The organism is Saccharopolyspora sp. NPDC050389 (assembly GCF_040655595.1).
Lineage (GTDB): Bacteria > Actinomycetota > Actinomycetes > Mycobacteriales > Pseudonocardiaceae > Saccharopolyspora.
The window spans coordinates 1-14,645 of the sequence record NZ_JBFAKG010000087.1 but is presented as its reverse complement, the minus strand read 5'-3'; the positions used below and the strand labels follow the sequence as shown (position 1 = coordinate 14,645).

General features: G+C 66.1%; 16 protein-coding genes and 2 pseudogenes. 11 read left to right on the top strand and 7 right to left on the bottom strand.

Annotated features, from left to right (window positions below):
- Positions 1-9: 9 nt before the first annotated feature.
- A complete protein-coding gene (locus AB0I53_RS38625; protein WP_358614002.1) occupies positions 10-567 on the top strand; it encodes a TetR/AcrR family transcriptional regulator in 558 nt (185 codons plus the stop codon).
- A 22-nt stretch (positions 568-589) separates the two neighbouring features.
- Here the strand turns inward: AB0I53_RS38625 and AB0I53_RS38620 are convergent, their stop codons facing one another.
- From AB0I53_RS38620 to AB0I53_RS38610, 3 genes and pseudogenes are all read right to left on the bottom strand, one after another.
- Positions 590-727 carry a hypothetical protein gene (locus AB0I53_RS38620; protein WP_358614001.1) on the bottom strand — a complete coding sequence of 46 codons (138 nt, stop codon included), beginning with the start codon at positions 725-727 and terminating at the stop codon, positions 590-592.
- Positions 728-1,037: 310 nt separating this feature from the next.
- Positions 1,038-1,976, bottom strand: coding sequence for a serine protease (locus AB0I53_RS38615; protein WP_358614000.1), 939 nt, complete (start codon positions 1,974-1,976; stop codon positions 1,038-1,040).
- Between the two features lie 482 nt (positions 1,977-2,458).
- A pseudogene (locus AB0I53_RS38610) lies at positions 2,459-2,686 on the bottom strand (transposase family protein); the annotation flags it as partial.
- A gap of 298 nt (positions 2,687-2,984) precedes the next feature.
- Here AB0I53_RS38610 and AB0I53_RS38605 point away from each other — a divergent pair.
- From AB0I53_RS38605 to AB0I53_RS38595, 3 genes are all read left to right on the top strand, one after another.
- Entirely contained in the window at positions 2,985-3,656 is a 672-nt protein-coding gene (locus AB0I53_RS38605; protein ID WP_358613999.1) for a response regulator transcription factor, read from the top strand.
- A complete protein-coding gene (locus tag AB0I53_RS38600; protein ID WP_358613998.1) occupies positions 3,653-5,170 on the top strand; it encodes a HAMP domain-containing sensor histidine kinase in 1,518 nt (505 codons plus the stop codon). The genes AB0I53_RS38605 and AB0I53_RS38600 overlap by 4 nt, the downstream gene beginning before the upstream one ends.
- Positions 5,171-5,362: 192 nt before the next feature.
- The gene (locus AB0I53_RS38595; protein WP_358613997.1) at positions 5,363-5,758 is read left to right on the top strand and encodes a hypothetical protein; all 396 of its coding nucleotides are present in this window, start codon (positions 5,363-5,365) and stop codon (positions 5,756-5,758) included.
- 227 nt (positions 5,759-5,985) lie between these two features.
- Here the strand turns inward: AB0I53_RS38595 and AB0I53_RS38590 are convergent, their stop codons facing one another.
- The gene (locus AB0I53_RS38590; RefSeq protein ID WP_358613996.1) at positions 5,986-6,663 is read right to left on the bottom strand and encodes a hypothetical protein; all 678 of its coding nucleotides are present in this window, start codon (positions 6,661-6,663) and stop codon (positions 5,986-5,988) included.
- 77 nt (positions 6,664-6,740) lie between these two features.
- Here AB0I53_RS38590 and AB0I53_RS38585 point away from each other — a divergent pair, with 77 nt between their 5' ends.
- Both AB0I53_RS38585 and AB0I53_RS38580 read left to right on the top strand, forming a co-directional pair.
- A complete protein-coding gene (locus AB0I53_RS38585) occupies positions 6,741-6,989 on the top strand; it encodes a hypothetical protein (protein WP_358613995.1) in 249 nt (82 codons plus the stop codon).
- Positions 6,976-7,431, top strand: coding sequence for a VOC family protein (locus tag AB0I53_RS38580; RefSeq protein WP_358613994.1), 456 nt, complete (start codon positions 6,976-6,978; stop codon positions 7,429-7,431). The genes AB0I53_RS38585 and AB0I53_RS38580 overlap by 14 nt, the downstream gene beginning before the upstream one ends.
- A gap of 412 nt (positions 7,432-7,843) precedes the next feature.
- On the opposite strand, the gene AB0I53_RS38575 is transcribed toward AB0I53_RS38580, so the two are convergent.
- Entirely contained in the window at positions 7,844-8,422 is a 579-nt protein-coding gene (locus tag AB0I53_RS38575; protein WP_358613993.1) for an isochorismatase family protein, read from the bottom strand.
- A gap of 798 nt (positions 8,423-9,220) precedes the next feature.
- On the opposite strand from AB0I53_RS38575, the gene AB0I53_RS38570 reads away from it, so the two are divergent.
- A complete protein-coding gene (locus AB0I53_RS38570) occupies positions 9,221-9,367 on the top strand; it encodes a hypothetical protein (protein WP_358613992.1) in 147 nt (48 codons plus the stop codon).
- A gap of 331 nt (positions 9,368-9,698) precedes the next feature.
- On the opposite strand, the gene AB0I53_RS38565 is transcribed toward AB0I53_RS38570, so the two are convergent.
- The gene (locus AB0I53_RS38565) at positions 9,699-11,123 is read right to left on the bottom strand and encodes an MFS transporter (protein WP_358614024.1); all 1,425 of its coding nucleotides are present in this window, start codon (positions 11,121-11,123) and stop codon (positions 9,699-9,701) included.
- A gap of 87 nt (positions 11,124-11,210) precedes the next feature.
- Between AB0I53_RS38565 and AB0I53_RS38560 the strand changes: the two genes are divergently transcribed.
- Entirely contained in the window at positions 11,211-11,648 is a 438-nt protein-coding gene (locus AB0I53_RS38560; RefSeq protein WP_358613991.1) for a MerR family transcriptional regulator, read from the top strand.
- Positions 11,649-12,001: 353 nt separating this feature from the next.
- Here AB0I53_RS38560 and AB0I53_RS38555 read toward each other — a convergent pair whose 3' ends face one another.
- Complete coding sequence (locus tag AB0I53_RS38555; RefSeq protein ID WP_358613990.1) at positions 12,002-12,358, bottom strand: hypothetical protein; 357 nt, start codon at positions 12,356-12,358, stop codon at positions 12,002-12,004.
- Positions 12,359-12,601: 243 nt separating this feature from the next.
- Here AB0I53_RS38555 and AB0I53_RS38550 point away from each other — a divergent pair, with 243 nt between their 5' ends.
- From AB0I53_RS38550 to AB0I53_RS38540, 3 genes and pseudogenes are all read left to right on the top strand, one after another.
- Positions 12,602-12,865: a hypothetical protein gene (locus AB0I53_RS38550; RefSeq protein WP_358613989.1), complete on the top strand. Its 264-nt coding sequence runs from the start codon at positions 12,602-12,604 to the stop codon at positions 12,863-12,865.
- 402 nt (positions 12,866-13,267) lie between these two features.
- Positions 13,268-13,501 (top strand): hypothetical protein, encoded by a 234-nt coding sequence (locus AB0I53_RS38545; RefSeq protein ID WP_358613988.1) that lies wholly within the window; start codon positions 13,268-13,270, stop codon positions 13,499-13,501.
- Positions 13,502-14,129: 628 nt separating this feature from the next.
- A pseudogene (locus AB0I53_RS38540) lies at positions 14,130-14,645 on the top strand (glycosyl transferase); the annotation flags it as partial.

Here is a 14,645-nt window from a genome sequence, read left to right as displayed (position 1 = left end):
CCGCCTAGAATGAAGGGCGGCGGAACGCGGCGTGCGGACGCACGGCGCAACCGCGAACGGATCCTTCAAGCGGCGCGCGATCTCGTGCACGAGCCGGGAGAGCTGAAGCTCAACGCGGTCGCGAAGGCCTGCGGCATCGGGCAGGGCACGCTGTACCGGCACTTCCCGACACGTGAGGACCTCCTCGCTGAGGTGTACCGCGGTGAGGTGGAAGATCTGGTTGCCGCAGCTCCGCGTCTGCTGGCAACTCACCAGCCGCTGGATGCGCTGGCTGCGTGGTTCGACCGGGTGGCCGCCTACGCCCGGGTCAAGCGCGACGTGTTCGCCGCCGTCGAGGCGGCGACGTGGCGCGACCTCGCTGCCCACAGCCTCGGCCCGATCGGCAAGGCGGTGGAACTGCTGCTGGCTGCCGGTCGCTCGGCCGGCAGCGTCCGCGCCGACGCCGAAGCCCGCGACGTCATCGTGCTCATCAGCTGGTTGTCGCGGCTGGACGACGCCGAACTCGACTCGCGAGGGCCGCGATTGCTGTCGATCCTCGTCGACGGCCTCCGGGCACACCGCCCCTGAGGCGAATACGCCGCGGGCACGCTCATGACGCCGTCCGCGCGGCGCACGGCCATGACGCCGCCAGCGCGTTCTGCCCACAGTGGACGAACAGCAGAACTGGCTCGGCGAGCTCGAAGGCATCGACCTCACCTTGCAGTTCCTCCGGCAGAAGCGCGAACAAGCCCAACACCTCACCCGCTCACATGCCTGCTCTTTCTGCCAATTCCAGCTCGCCGACGGCCGCGTCTTCACCACACTCGAGACATCGCCCGGTCCCGCACCGACCGCCCGACCACCCGCCAGCCGTCCAGGCCAATGCCACACCAACCCCGTCAGAACGGCGCATCTGGACGTCGTTCAGCGGCGAGTGCGGAGACGGCTGCCATCCCGCAGCTGCCGCGCCTCGGTGGCACGGCAGCTGCGGGATGGCGAGGGAGCCCACGATGGAGATGCAACCTCGGAGCCGAGGATGTCCGCCGCAGGCAATGGATTCACCGGTGGCGCGGCGTCCCCGGCGGGAACGACGGCTTGCCAGAAGGCATGTCGGGGTGTCCGTCGGAGGACTCGCTGGGCAGCTCAGACGAACCGTCAGAACCGTCAGAACCGTCAGAACCGTCAGAACCGCCGGAACCGTCAGAACTCATGGCCTGGTTGATCCAGTCAGCATGCGCCACGACGTTGCTGTAGATGCCCGGCTTCTCCGCGCAGTTCTCGGCCATGCCGCGGCTGGTCGCTCCGACCAGTACAAGATCGCTGCCGTCTTGCACCACGGCCGGGCCACCGGAGTCGCCATAGCAGGCGTTCACCTTGCCCTCCTGATTGTCGATGCACAGCTCCCGTGCCGAATCGAACCCGTCCTGCGAGCTGCTGCAGTTCGCCGGGGCGAGCGTCTTGGTGTCCAGCTCCTTCAACTTCACCGGCGGCTCGCCGCACTTGGGCGTCCCGCACGTCTGGCCCCAACCGAGCAGCTGCAGCGTGGTGTCGGCCTCCGGTGAAGTGGTAGCGATCTTGATCGGCTGCTCCTGCACCGGGTTCGACAGGTGGACCAGGGCCAGGTCGTAGCCGGCGGAGACGTCGCTGCCGGCCTGCTTCTGCTTCGACTTGGGGTGGGCCACGAACTTGTCCGGCTTGACCACCTCACCACCGCTGGTGCGGTCGGTCGTCCCGATCCGGTACTGGACGTTGCCGGGCTGCTGCCCGTCCACGCAATGCGCGGCGGTGACCAGCCACTGCTTGTCGATCAGCGAGGCGCCGCAGTGGTGTTTACCGTCGGTGGACTGCATGGACGCCATGAAGCCGTGGGTCTGAGTCGCTTGGGTACCGCCGATGACGAAGGGCGCAGCCGCGGCGGTCGTCGCCGCAAGCGCCAGGCTGGCCAGGATCGTCACGGCGACCGCAAGAACGCCTCGGACCAGAGAACCTCGGGGCATGTTCTCTCTCCTTCCATCCCAGCTGGCGTTCCGGGGGATGAACAACGCCAGGAGCTGGGGGTTCGTGTGCAATTTCCGGGCGATACTGCCCGTCACGACGACTAATGGCGTTACCCCGAATGGGTGATTTACTGCGGGTGCCCTCTCGGCTATCGAGAGTACAAAGGGACACCCGTTGAATGCGGCGCCTCATGTGAATACGGCGCCGCATGCGCCGTGAAGGGTTCACGAGACCAATGGACACGGATGGGACTCGAAGCCGACCGGTGGACCGCATTCCGGTCCCACTGCGAGCCGGAAGCTCCCTTCAACGCCCACAACCCGGGGCAGCCCAGTCGACCCGCCGGGAAGCGCAGGAGGTCAGGTACAACGCCGTGCGGGCCGCGTAAGCCCTGACCGCGTTCGGCGAGCGATCCCGGCCCACCAGCCCTGCCCGGAACACCGTCGCCTCGACGTGGATGTCGAAGGATCTCGGTGCGGGTCCGTAGCGCGGTGGTGTCGTGTTCGCGGCCGGGCCGTACTTCGCAAGTCCACAGTGGCCAGTCATCCGGTGCGGCGAGGACCTGGATGTTCCCGCCGTGGCGGGCGTGCTCGCCCGACCACCAGAGGTCCGGTAGTCATACGCGCTGGACTTGCTGATCGCATTGTCAGCAGGCCGGTTGCGCCACGCGGGTGTTGTCGAGGAACCAGCGCAGGATCAGGACTGTTTGCTTGAACGGCTCATCGCTCGGCTACCGGCACGGGTGCTGCGGCGACGTCGTTCAGAACAGGCGGAAACAGCACCGTCTGGTCGCGCACGGGCAGCGTGGCGGTGTGTGTGACACTCATCTGGTTGCGGGACCTTCAATGAAGTTAATCTCGGAAGGTGCCTCTTCATACCGGGGTTCCGCGTCTTTGTGCTGTACCGCACCACCCTTCGGCGCGTCCTCGGTCACCGCTACCAACGTCACGGTTGGTTACCCGGAAAGGCTCAGCGTGGCATCCGAACCTGGAACGAATCTGCTTGTCGTGGACGACGAACCCACGGTGCGAGAACTCCTGGCCGCCACACTGCGATTCGCTGGTTTCACGGTGACCTCCGCTGCCAGTGGCGACGAAGGGCTGGAGCAGGCGCGGCTCAACACCCCGGATCTGGTGCTGCTGGACGTGATGCTGCCGGACATGGACGGCTTCGAGGTGATCCGGCGACTCCGGAAGCAGACCGGCACGGGCGTTCCGGTGCCGGTGCTGTTCCTCAGCGCCCGCGACGATCCCGCGGACAAGATCAACGGGCTCAGCCTCGGCGGCGACGACTACATCACCAAGCCGTTCGACCCCGAGGAGCTGATCGCGCGGATCCACGCCGTGCTCCGGCGCTCCGGTGGTCCCGCGCCGCGCGACACGTTGCGGGTCGCGGACCTGGAACTCGACGTGGACGGACACCAGGTGGTGCGGGCCGACACCCCGATCCGGTTGTCGCCGACCGAGTTCCGCCTGCTGCGCTACCTGATGCTCAACGCGGGCCGGGTGGTGTCCAAGCGGCAGATCCTCGACCAGGTCTGGGAGTACGACTTCGGCGGCGATCCCAGCATCGTCGACACCTACATCAGCTACCTGCGCCGCAAGATCGACAAAGCCGGCCCCAAGCTGCTGCACACGGTGCACGGCGTCGGCTACGTGCTCCGCGAGCCGCGGGCATGACGAATCGGCGGAGGTTGCGCGGCCTGTCGTTGCGCGCACGGGTGCTGCTGATCGCGAGCCTGCTGCTCGCCGTCGGGCTGGTCGTGGGCAGTGCGGTCGTGACCGGTTTTCTGCACGGCTACCTGATCAGCCGGATCGATGCGCAACTCCGCCCGATGGCGACGGGCATGGCGCAGCAGGTGCGATCCCCCGAGTCGTTCGCGAAGACGATCCCGGTCGGCGAGGGCGGCGGATTCTGGGACAACTACGCCGCGTTCCTGGATCCGGACGGCGGGCTGATCGTGGAGCAGCGCCCCCAGGGGCGGCCCAGTCCGGCCGATCCCGCACTGCCGCACCTGGACGTCGCCGCGGTCGACGCGCGCGGCGGTCGCCCGTTCGACGTGCCCAGCGAGGACGGTTCGGGCAGCTGGCGGGTACTCGCCCTGCCCTCGAACAACTTCGCGGTCAGCGACGGAGGTTCCAGCATGCAGATCCGCCGCGAGACGATGGTGGTGGCGGCTTCGTTGGACGGGGTGCAGGCGACCATCACGCGGTTGAACGCCATCTCGCTGGCCACCGGTGTCGGCCTGCTGGTCGTGCTCACCGTGGTGGGGTCGTTCGCCATCCGGGGCGGGTTGCGACCGCTGCGGCGCATCGAGCGGACCCTGGCAGGCGTCGCCGACGGCGACCTCAGCCAGCGCGTGCCCGGACTGGCCGCGCCGAGCACCGAGATCGGCCGCTTGTCCGATGCGCTGAACAGCATGCTCGCGCAGAACGAGGCCGCGTTCGCGGCCAAGGAGCGGTCCGAGTCCAGGATGCGACGGTTCGTCGCCGACGCGAGCCACGAGCTGCGCACCCCGCTGGTCGGGATCCGGGGATTCACCAAGCTGTTCCGGATGGGCGCGCTGACCGAGCAGGCGGACGTCGAGCGGACCATGGACCGCATCGAGCGCGAGTCGCTGCGATTGACCCGGCTCGTCGAGGACCTGCTGCTGCTCGCGCGGCTCGACGAGCAGCGCGATCCGACGGACTCGTTGGAGCTGGCGCAGATGGATCTGCGCACCGTGGCCGCCGACGCGCTGCACGACGTGCGCGCGCTCGATCCGTCCCGGCCGGTCGAGCTCACCGGGCCGAACGGCGAAGCACCGGCCGCCGCACCCGCGTACGCCGACGAGGCCCGAATGCGGCAGGTGGTCAACAATCTCGTCGGCAATGCCGTCCGGCACACCCCGGAGGGCACGCGGATCCGCATCGGTGTCGGCACTGCGGACGGCCAGGCCGTTCTGGAGGTCGCCGACGTTGGCCCGGGGCTGACCAACGAACAGCAGGCGCGCGTGTTCGACCGGTTCTACCGCGCGGACGACTCGCGCAGCCGCACCGACGGCGGCGGCGCCGGACTCGGCCTGGCCATCGTGCACTCCCTGGTCACCGCGCACGGCGGAACGATTTCCCTGGAAACGGCACCGGGAGCCGGAGCGACGTTCCGGGTGCTGCTGCCGCTCGTCGATGATGCGAGCTCCGACGCAGCTGGGTGAATCCCGGAAAGTTCTGGGAGTTCCCTGGGAACCGGGCGGTGCTCTCCAGCGAGAACGGGCTCGCCTCTCCTCGCGAGCCCACGAATTCTCAGAACTCTCCCAGATCTTCTCCGAGATCGCTCAAACGGGGCGGACAGGCTGTGCTCATCCGGTCCTCGAGGACCGGCGCACACAACGCGAAAGGCAAGAACCATGTCTGCCAAGAGCACGCGCCGCGTCGGCGTCATCGCCGGCCTCGCCCTGCTGCCCGCCCTCGTCTTCGGTGGGACCGCCGTTGCCGCGTCCGCGGACGGCCAGGTCACGAAGAGCCAGACCCAGCAGGTGAGGCCGTCCAATGAACAGCAGAACATCAGGGTCGAGGGCGAGGTCAGCAAGATCGAGAAGCGGGGCGACGTCGTGTGGGGCGAAGTGACCGTGTTCTCCGTCGTCGCGCACCCGGGCGCGCCGGAGCTGGAGTTCGTCCTGACCCCGGACACCACTGTCGAGCTCGGAAACGGCTATCCCGAGGTCGGTGACAAGGTGACCGCCTCGGGCGAGTTGCAGCAGGACGGGAAGACCGTTATCGCCGACCACATGACCTTCCACTGACACGAGTTCCTCCTGCCACGGCCGGCGGACGGGGTGGGGACCCGCCCGCCGGCCGGGTAATCCCTCGCGTGGTCGAGGCGCGCTTCCACTGCGTTCCAGGTGATTCCGCTAGGTCGACCGAACATCGCGAACGGGCAACTGCCACAGCGAGCGGCCGCCATCGGCTCGTGCAGTTGACCGACGGACAAGGCCGAATGCGAAGCGGTGCAGCCACCCCGGTGGTCATGTCAGGTTCGGTGCTCGGGATCGTTGTGGCTCGACGCGTCGAAGGCGGCCGTGCCGGCTTCCAAGGTCCACTTCTGGTGCAGCGGCAGCAAATCGGCCGCCACTACAGAACGCAACCCGTCCGGAGTGGGCACGACGACACGCATCGTCGGGTAGTAGTCCGCGAACACCTGCCGGTCACGCCCACACGGGCCCGTGACACCGCGCCCGTCGCTGCCGACCGCCACGATGCACTCCATCTGCCGCGCGCCCTGGGCCCGAGCCGCGCCGAGTGCGACCAACTCGGCGCATGGGCCGCCGGTGAAATGGAAGAGATTCACGCCGCTGAACATGCGGAAATCGGCCGCCATCACAGCGGCGCCCATCGTGTGGATGCCGTCCTCGTCAGGACCGGAATCCGCGTTGGCGTCGATCGTTCGGCGGGCGAGCTCAACCAGTTCGCGTTCCTCCGCGTTGAGCGGTCGCGCCGAAGGCGGTACGTACATACTGACTTCCCTCCTGGCGGTCCGGACGCCACCCTCGTTGAGCGCATAGCTGACCGCAAGCGAAATTCGCGGTCCTGTCGAAGGGCAGTCGCGTAGGCAATAGCAGATGTTCCGGAGAGCTGCTGCAGGCCGACTCACCGCGTGATCCGGTGGGTAGCAGACCACGCTCACGACCTGAGCAACCCCGGCAGCCATCAGCTCCGGTTATCTACAACGCGCGGGCCGTTGCCTTGTGTCCGCCCGATCGCCGCGAGGCAGGTCGGCGCCCCCTGTTGGATGATGCCGGGGCGGAACAGCAGCGCGTGCGAGAAACTGCACCTGGGCTAGAAGAGGTCTCCGGCCGGCGCCGCGGCACCCCCGGCCTGGGCGATTACAACGACGAGGTCCTCGCCCAGCTCGGCTTCAACACCGCCGAGATCAACAAATTCCGCACCGAGGGAACGGAGATCGATCCGCACCGCTGGGGCGATCAGCGGCTCGCGACCAAACGATCGTTAGGAGACACCAGTGACGGACCATGACGATTTCCCCGCACCACAGCAGGGGCTGGTTGTGACGCACTTCCTGACCGTGCGTGACGTCAGCGTCTCGCGAGAGTTCTACGTCGACATCTTCGGCGGGCAGGTCGTGCTGGCCGAGAACCCCACCACCGTCCGGATCGCCAACAGCTGGATCATCATGAACCCCGGAGGCGGACCCACTCCAGATAAACCGGACATCAGCCTGACCCCGCCCCAGCCTGGGGACCCGGTGTCGGCGTTCCTGAACATCCGAGTCGCCGATATCGCCGCGTTCTATGCCGACGCCCGCGCGAAAGGCGCGCAATTTCTGACAGAGCCCAAGGACCGCAAGGCCGAGTTGCGGTGCTATCTCCGCGACCCGGACGGGTACCTCATCGAGATCGGACAGGCCACCGGAATGCTGCACGGAGTCTTGGCCGACCGGCCCGCCCCTTCAAGCTGATCCTCTTGCTACGACCAAGCATGCACGCGCCTCGTGCGCGCAGGTCACCGTCGAACAGCGCGACGACATCCTGCAAGGATGGAAAGACGTTCGCCGACGTGTTCGGCACGCCTAGCTGGTAGGCACTCCCCGACACCTCACCAGGCGCAGGCGCCCCTGTTCGTGAAATCAGCGGCGCATGCAGGAACAACATGGCGAGCTGCTGGCAGGGCATGCAACAGGCGGAAGGAAACTTTGTGTTTCGCTCAGTCACGCCATCACCGAAACCACGCAGAAACCTGCTCTTCCAATACAGGAAGTCAGAAGCAGGCGAAGGATTCTGTCGTCACACGAGCTGACCAGAACAACATCTGCACACCGCGTTGGGCCGAGGGGATCGTCCTGAGTACCGACTCGACATCGACCAAGGACATCAGCTCTTGGACAATGCGGAGGCGATCTGGCCGACGAGTACCGCGAAAGGCATGTCGAGCGCGGTGTAGACGTCAGCGGCCAGGGGATCGGCGTTGTCAGCGAGGATTTCGACGATGGCAGTCGAGTAGTCGATCGGGATCACCCCGGCCTGTTGCATGCGCAGCAGACCTGCTTCGCGCTTGGTCTGCCAGAAGGTGCCGGAGGCGTCGATCGCGGCGTAGACGTCGAACCCCTCCGCCGTGGCACTGATGGCCGGGAGGGCGAGGCACACCTCGGTCGAGATGCCCGTGATGATCAGCTTGAGCCGGCCGGTCGCCCGGATCGCCTCGGCCACGCGAGGGTCGTCCCACGCGTTGACGGTCGAGCGATCGATGACCCGCGAGCCGTCGGGAAGCACCTCGGCAAGCTCGGGAATGACCGGTCCCCACATGCTGTCCGCCGCGGTCGTGGTCACCACCAGCGGCAGCCCCAGCACCTGGGCCGCCTTGGCCAGGGCCACCACGTTGTGCTTCAGCTCGCCGACCGGAATGTCACGCACACCGCTGTACAGACCGACCTGGTGGTCGACCAGCACCACGGCCGCGTTATCGCGAGTCAGCCGCTCGGTGAACCTGTTCGCAGACACCCCATCCTCCCTAGATCGTCCTAGGCAGCCGCCCCTCTCCGACTCGCCTGCGACGGCCGTGCCCCCGAGCTTCCCCAGTCACCGGTGACCGCCAAACGAGATTTGATCTTGCTAACGCGGAAGAATGGCGTCGCCACTGCACCCAGGAAGTACCCCGACGAGCCGCAGAGGTATCCCGGCTGAGCTGCGCGAGCGCGCGGTGCGCCTGCACTCGGAGGAGTCAGCAACGACGACCCAGTGCCCGCAGTCGACGACCACTGTTCCGAAAACATCGGTGCGACGCCTTCCTTCGTCCTCCCGACGTGCCCCTGGCCTGGCACTCCACCACGGTGGAGGCGGTTCCTGGAATCACCTGCCCAGCACGAGTGGTTTGAGCCCTCGCGGTTTCAGGTTGCCTGGGCTGTGGTTCAGCAAATCTCGTCGTCGATGTTGCCTCTGGTGACCGACTGTTCGTAGCGCAACGCTCTTTCCCTCACGTCGGCGAATCAGTGGGTCCGCCGACTACTCAGTGGACACGGAACGTGCGCGGGACAAAGTCCCCTTTTTCTCGCCAGAGTCCGGCACTACTGTCGAAAAGGAAGTACATGAGAACCATCGGTGATGTCTTTCCGCCGATGGCTCGGGGAATAATCGCGTACTCCGGCCATTCGCCATCAGGAGGGCGCCTGGTGTTGTCACTACGCACAGTACGATTTTGAAACAGAGATCCACTGAAACCATTACGCCCAACAGCGATGATGAGGAACCGCCATGAAGATCAGCACTGTCTTCGGTCGTCAGCGCACCAACTGGGGAGGTTGGGGCGGCTGGGGCTGGGGCGGCTGGGGTTGGGGCGGCTGGGGCTGGGGCGGCGGCTGGGGCGGCTGGGGCCGCTGGGGTGGCTGGGGTGGCTGGTAACCACGCCCTAGTACTCCCAGAGACCGCATCTAGACCAGCCAATTCCTAGCTAGCTTGCTCTACCGGTTGCTCCCACCCAGAAGGAGTCACACCCTACTGCCGACTGGAAGCAAACAGATATGGGCGGTTGTGCTGTCGTTTCTACTGGACAGCACAACCGTCGCTTTCGTGTCTCAAGGTCGACCGCCTTAGCGCAGCTAGCGCTCTCGCTTCTGTCGAACGCCACGACATGATGGTCGATTGTGCCGCTGCGGCCAGTCCAAGGGGTTTCGACGACCACCGCGCGTTGCGGTGTGCCATGCCATGTTCCCGCCGCGGCGTGGCGTCGCAGTCATCGGGCGCGGACCGATGACTGCGGACTATCCGGGCCGTGGTCAAACTCCCTGAACAGCGCCGCCGCATCCGCTGTGGTCGACTTGGCCCATGATCCAGTGCTGAGCAGCGCCAATAGCAGGACGCCCAGGCCGAGGCAGAGCACCATCCACCACACGCCCTGCGCTATTTCGGTGTAGCTGGCCGGCCCGGCCGTCAGGGCTGGTCCGACGATCGTGCCGGCGATCGCGACGCCCAGGGTGGTGCCGGTTTGCCGGCCGGCGGAGGCCAGCGATCCGGCCACCCCGGCCATCGACCGGGGCATGCCAGAGACAGCCGTGTTGGTGATGGGCGGGTTGACCACACCCAGGAAGATGCCGATCAGCAGGCAGACCGCGAGTACGAATGGCAGCGGCGTCTCGGGTGACAGCCACATCGATGCCCCTCCGCCCAAGGCAAGGGCCACTCCAGCTATCACGAGCGGAATCCGCGGACCACGTGCCCCGACCAGCCGTCCGGTGAAGGGCGAGAGCACCACGACCAGGGCCCCGACCGGAACCAGGCACAGTCCCGCTGACAACGCCGACATGCCGCGCACGTCCTGGAGATACAGGGTGGTCACGAACAGGAAGGCGCTGAACCCGCACAGGGCGAAGAGCGCCATGAGGATCGCCGCGCTGAACGGCACACTGCGGAACAGGCGCAACTCCAGCAGCGGGTCGGTCCGACGCGGTTCGTAGAAGACGATGCCCAGAGCACTCACGGTGGCGACGGCGAACAGGCCGAGGATGGCCGGTGAACTCCAGCCCAGCGACCTGGACTCTATGACCGCGTAGACGACGCATCCCATCAGGAGCGCCACCAGAACCTGGCCGATCGGGTCGAGCCGGCGGGCACGGGCAGCGCGGGACTCGGGAATGAAGATCGCGGCGCACACGATTGCGGCGGCCACGATCGGCACGTTGACGAAGAAAACCGAGCGCCAGCCGAAGACATCGACCAGCGCGCCACCGAGGATCGGCCCCAGAGCCAGGGAGAGGCCGGTCGTCGAACCGAACACACCGATCGCCCGCGCCCGCTCAGCCGGCTCCGTGAACGTGTTGGCCACGATCGCCATCGCCACCGGATTGAGCATGGTGCCACCGACGGCCTGGAGCGCTCGCGCCGCGATCAGCCACTCGATCGTCGACGCCAGCCCGCACAACGATGACCCGAGTCCAAAGACAGCGAGTCCGACGAGGAATACGCGCCGTCGGCCGAAACGGTCGGCCATCGAGCCCGCCAGAACGAGAAAACTCGCCAGCACCAGGGTGTAGGCGTCGACCGTCCACTGAAGACCAGCCGCCGACGCATCCAGGTCGCGTCGAATGGCCGGCAGCGCGACATTGACGATCGAGATGTCCATCACCACGACGATCACGCTGGTGCAGCAGATCGCGAGCACCAGCAGTCGGCGTCGTTGATCGGTACCCCTCTTCGGCGACGAGAACAGGGTTGGGAGATTCATGTCGGGAACGCTAGGTTTTAGAGCGTGCTCGAAGTCAAACGAGACGTGCCGGATCCGATCCCCGAGGCGGGACTGAGCATCTCCGAAGCCGCGCGCCGTAGCGGCGTCAGCGCGCACACCTTGCGTTACTACGAGCGAGCCGGCCTGGTCGTCACGCCCGTGGACCGCACCCACGGAGGCCGCCGCCGATACCACAAGCTCGACCTCGAGTGGATCACCGTCTGCACCAAGCTGCGCGCGACCGGCATGCCCATCAGAGGCATCCGCCGCTACGCCCAGCTCGTGGCCGCTGGCAGAGGCAATGAGCACGACCGCCTGGACCTGCTCGAGTCGCACCGCGACCAAGTGCTCGCCCAGATCTCCGATCTCCAAGAGAACCTGGAGCTCATCAGCCACAAGATCGACGTCTACCGAGGCCGCCTCGACACCGGAGATGCCGACCAACTATGGGCGCCTCGCTGACGACCGACCCATCCCGCCATCGTCAGCAAGGTCATGCCCCGCAACGACCAGCGAGGCCTCGACGTCGAGTTCACCGCAGGACAGGAATTCCGTCGACGAACTCCACAGCCTGCTGGTCGCCCCCGATTCCTCGCACGAACGCTTGCGGGCAACACTCGACAAGAGCCCGTTCACCGGATACAGCATGCTGCGCCGCCTCAAAGGGGCGACCTCGTCGCCGCACGCAACCGCAGTGCGGGCGTTCTCGGTAGCCGCACAGTGCGATCTCCCGACCAGGCCGGCGCGGACGACATGCGCGCGCAACGCTGCTGCTGGCCGCAGTTGCGATCGTGTCGATGATGTTGCTGCCGGCCTCAAAAGGCCCATTCATATCCGCGCAATTCAAGGACGCAGAATCCGGCGTACATCAGCAATCCGAGCACACCCCCGATGCGGATCCGCCTGAGCTCTCCGTCACTGGGCCAGTCGACATCCGCGTCGCGGGTCTTCCACTGCCACCACGAGAACGGACTCAATGCCGCAAACGCCGCGGGAGGCACGAAGAACACACCGAAGATGATCGTGATGGCATCATGCCAGTTCCCCTTTCCCCGCCGGCGATGACAGGCGAAGCCGACCACTGCCGCAGGTGCTTCGTCGTGGTCGTGATCATCAGCGGAAGCCGGTGATGGTGGTGCTGTCGAACCCGTCGGCGAATTGTGCGGCGACAAGGCTGCCTGGTGCCGTTGGTTTGGTCGTATCCGTCACGAACAAGCTCCCGCATTGGCCGGATTCATCGCCGGTTCTGACGTAGGAACACCACACTCTGGTTCCACCCAACCGCACGGACATCGTCGTGAAGCCGACGGAGCCGCACGTCCGCGCGGTCGCTGCTACTCCCGATGTGCCACAGCGGCCAGGGCTGACTGCCCACCGAGGAGTTCGGAGGCGAACTCGCGTCGGGTTCGATTCGCATGACTGACCACAGCGGTGGGGTGTTGCGCGTCGCGGTGGCCATGGACTATCCCGCGTTCGTGGAAGCCGAGAATCGTATCGGCGGCCTGCCCGCCTTGATCAGGAGCGACTCGGGCGGATGCGACGTTCACACCGTTTATCAGGGCGGTGGGACGGAAAGCACGCCACGGACGGTGCGGGTGAGGGGCGGTCGGCTTCGCGCAGCAGGTCAAGGCCAAGCTGCCACCCACCTGACGCCCAGCAAGACCGTGTGCGCGCTTTGATCATTGGCACCACCTCAACCTGCCCCGGTCAGCTTCGCGAGGTCCACCCGTACCAGCCAGGAACGAGCCCGCAGCGGGACACAGCAGCCTCCACATTGGACAACAATGCGGCTCTACGGTCCCGGACACCGTCGTCGCCGGTGGATTCCCGTTCCGGTCCGTCGATGCGAGCGAAACACGCCGGCGCACAGGTCTACCGAAAACCCATGGACGGACACGACCTGCCCAAGATCCTCGTCGAACTCGATCGGGACCTAGCCCTGCGAGAGGCAGGTTCTTGCCGCTGCGATGTCGAACAGCGTACTCGTTGGCTTGCCCCGGAACGATTTGCGGATTCTCCACGTCCAACCAGCGACTGCGGATAGACGACCCAGGAGGGCGAGACCAGTGTTTGATCAGAGTGTGTTCTGGACGTTCTGGGTTTTCTGGGTTGCGCTCATCCTGATCATCAACATCGTGCGGGCGCCCAGGAGAAAGGCCCGGCGTTCCGGGCATTCCTCGACGTTCGGCAGCGACATCGGCAGCGGCTCGACGAGCTATGGCGATACAGGTAGCGGCTCCGACTTCGGCGGATTCAGCTGCGGTGATAGCGGCGGCAGCAGTTCGTCCAGCAGTGACAGTTCCAGTTCCTGCTGAGACTTGCACCGCCGCGGAAGGGGCTGCCGAAACCATGGATTTCAGGAACGAGACCGCCCGCTCGCGGGCGATCGCGACCGGTCACGGGCCGCGAGTCCCACCTGAGCAGGTTGAGCATGTTGGCTGGGCTATATGTACGCAACCTACATAGTTGTGTAGTGTGTCTACTTATGAGAGACGGCATGGCTCGACGACACCTGGGCGGGCTGTTGCCGACCGTGCTTGAGCAAGGCCCGCTGCACGGCTACGAACCTCGCCGCGGCCAAACACCGCAGCAGGGACGCACTCGAACGACGCACAGGCACGATCTACCCGGCCTCATCACGACCAATGATGCTGAGTCGAAATGACAGCCGGAGCCCGGAGCCGGAGCCCGGAGCCGGACCCCGAGGAAACCGGCAGCTGAAAGATCAACGCGGGTCTGCGGTCGTGAGCGAAAACGCCGGTTGCCGCCGGAACGAACACTCACAACCAGATGGCCCGGTGGATCGCGCGCATATTCCACCCAGAACGGAGAAACGCACCGTCGCCCCGGTGATGATCAAGGCCGCATACCGCCACCGCAGAAGATCCGGATCCGAGCGGTCGGCATCCACGCGTGAAACGCGCAAGTCCAGTACGAGGGATCATGAAAAAGCACTTCGCCTTCATCAGCATGCCCGCAGTAGGTCACGTCAACCCCACCCTGCCCCTGGTGACCGAACTGCTGCGCCGCGGCCACCGGGTCAGCTACGCCGTCGGCCGCGAATTGGCCTCCGCAGTGGAGACCACCGGCGCCGACGTCATCGAACTGCCCACCAGAATGCCGGAAACGCAGCGGGGGCAGTTCGGCCCGGAGCAAACGACCGCGATGATCCAGTTCTTCGTCGACGACATCAGAGCCAGCTTCCCGATCCTGCGGCAACGATTCCGCGCCGATGCGCCCGATGCCGTGTGCTTCGACACGATGGCGATCCCCGGGCGCATGCTGGTCGAGAACCTCGGTCTTCCCGGAGTGGCACTGGTGTCCAACTTCGCGTTCAACGAGAAATTCTCGCTGCGCGACGTCATCGCCTCCGACGACGCCGAGTTCTCCGCCGAGGCCTTCGCCGAATTCGGCCAGCGGATCCAACAGATCGGCGCCGAGTTCGGTGTCCGTGCCGAA

Coding starts and splice junctions, on each gene's coding strand:
- AB0I53_RS38615 (WP_358614000.1), bottom strand. CDS start 1,976: ATGCCCCGAGGTTCTCTGGTCCGAGGCGTTCTTGCGGTCGCCGTGACG.
- AB0I53_RS38600 (WP_358613998.1), top strand. CDS start 3,653: ATGACGAATCGGCGGAGGTTGCGCGGCCTGTCGTTGCGCGCACGGGTG.
- AB0I53_RS38590 (WP_358613996.1), bottom strand. CDS start 6,663: ATGGCTGCCGGGGTTGCTCAGGTCGTGAGCGTGGTCTGCTACCCACCG.
- AB0I53_RS38595 (WP_358613997.1), top strand. CDS start 5,363: ATGTCTGCCAAGAGCACGCGCCGCGTCGGCGTCATCGCCGGCCTCGCC.
- AB0I53_RS38550 (WP_358613989.1), top strand. CDS start 12,602: ATGACTGACCACAGCGGTGGGGTGTTGCGCGTCGCGGTGGCCATGGAC.
- AB0I53_RS38570 (WP_358613992.1), top strand. CDS start 9,221: ATGAAGATCAGCACTGTCTTCGGTCGTCAGCGCACCAACTGGGGAGGT.
- AB0I53_RS38625 (WP_358614002.1), top strand. CDS start 10: ATGAAGGGCGGCGGAACGCGGCGTGCGGACGCACGGCGCAACCGCGAA.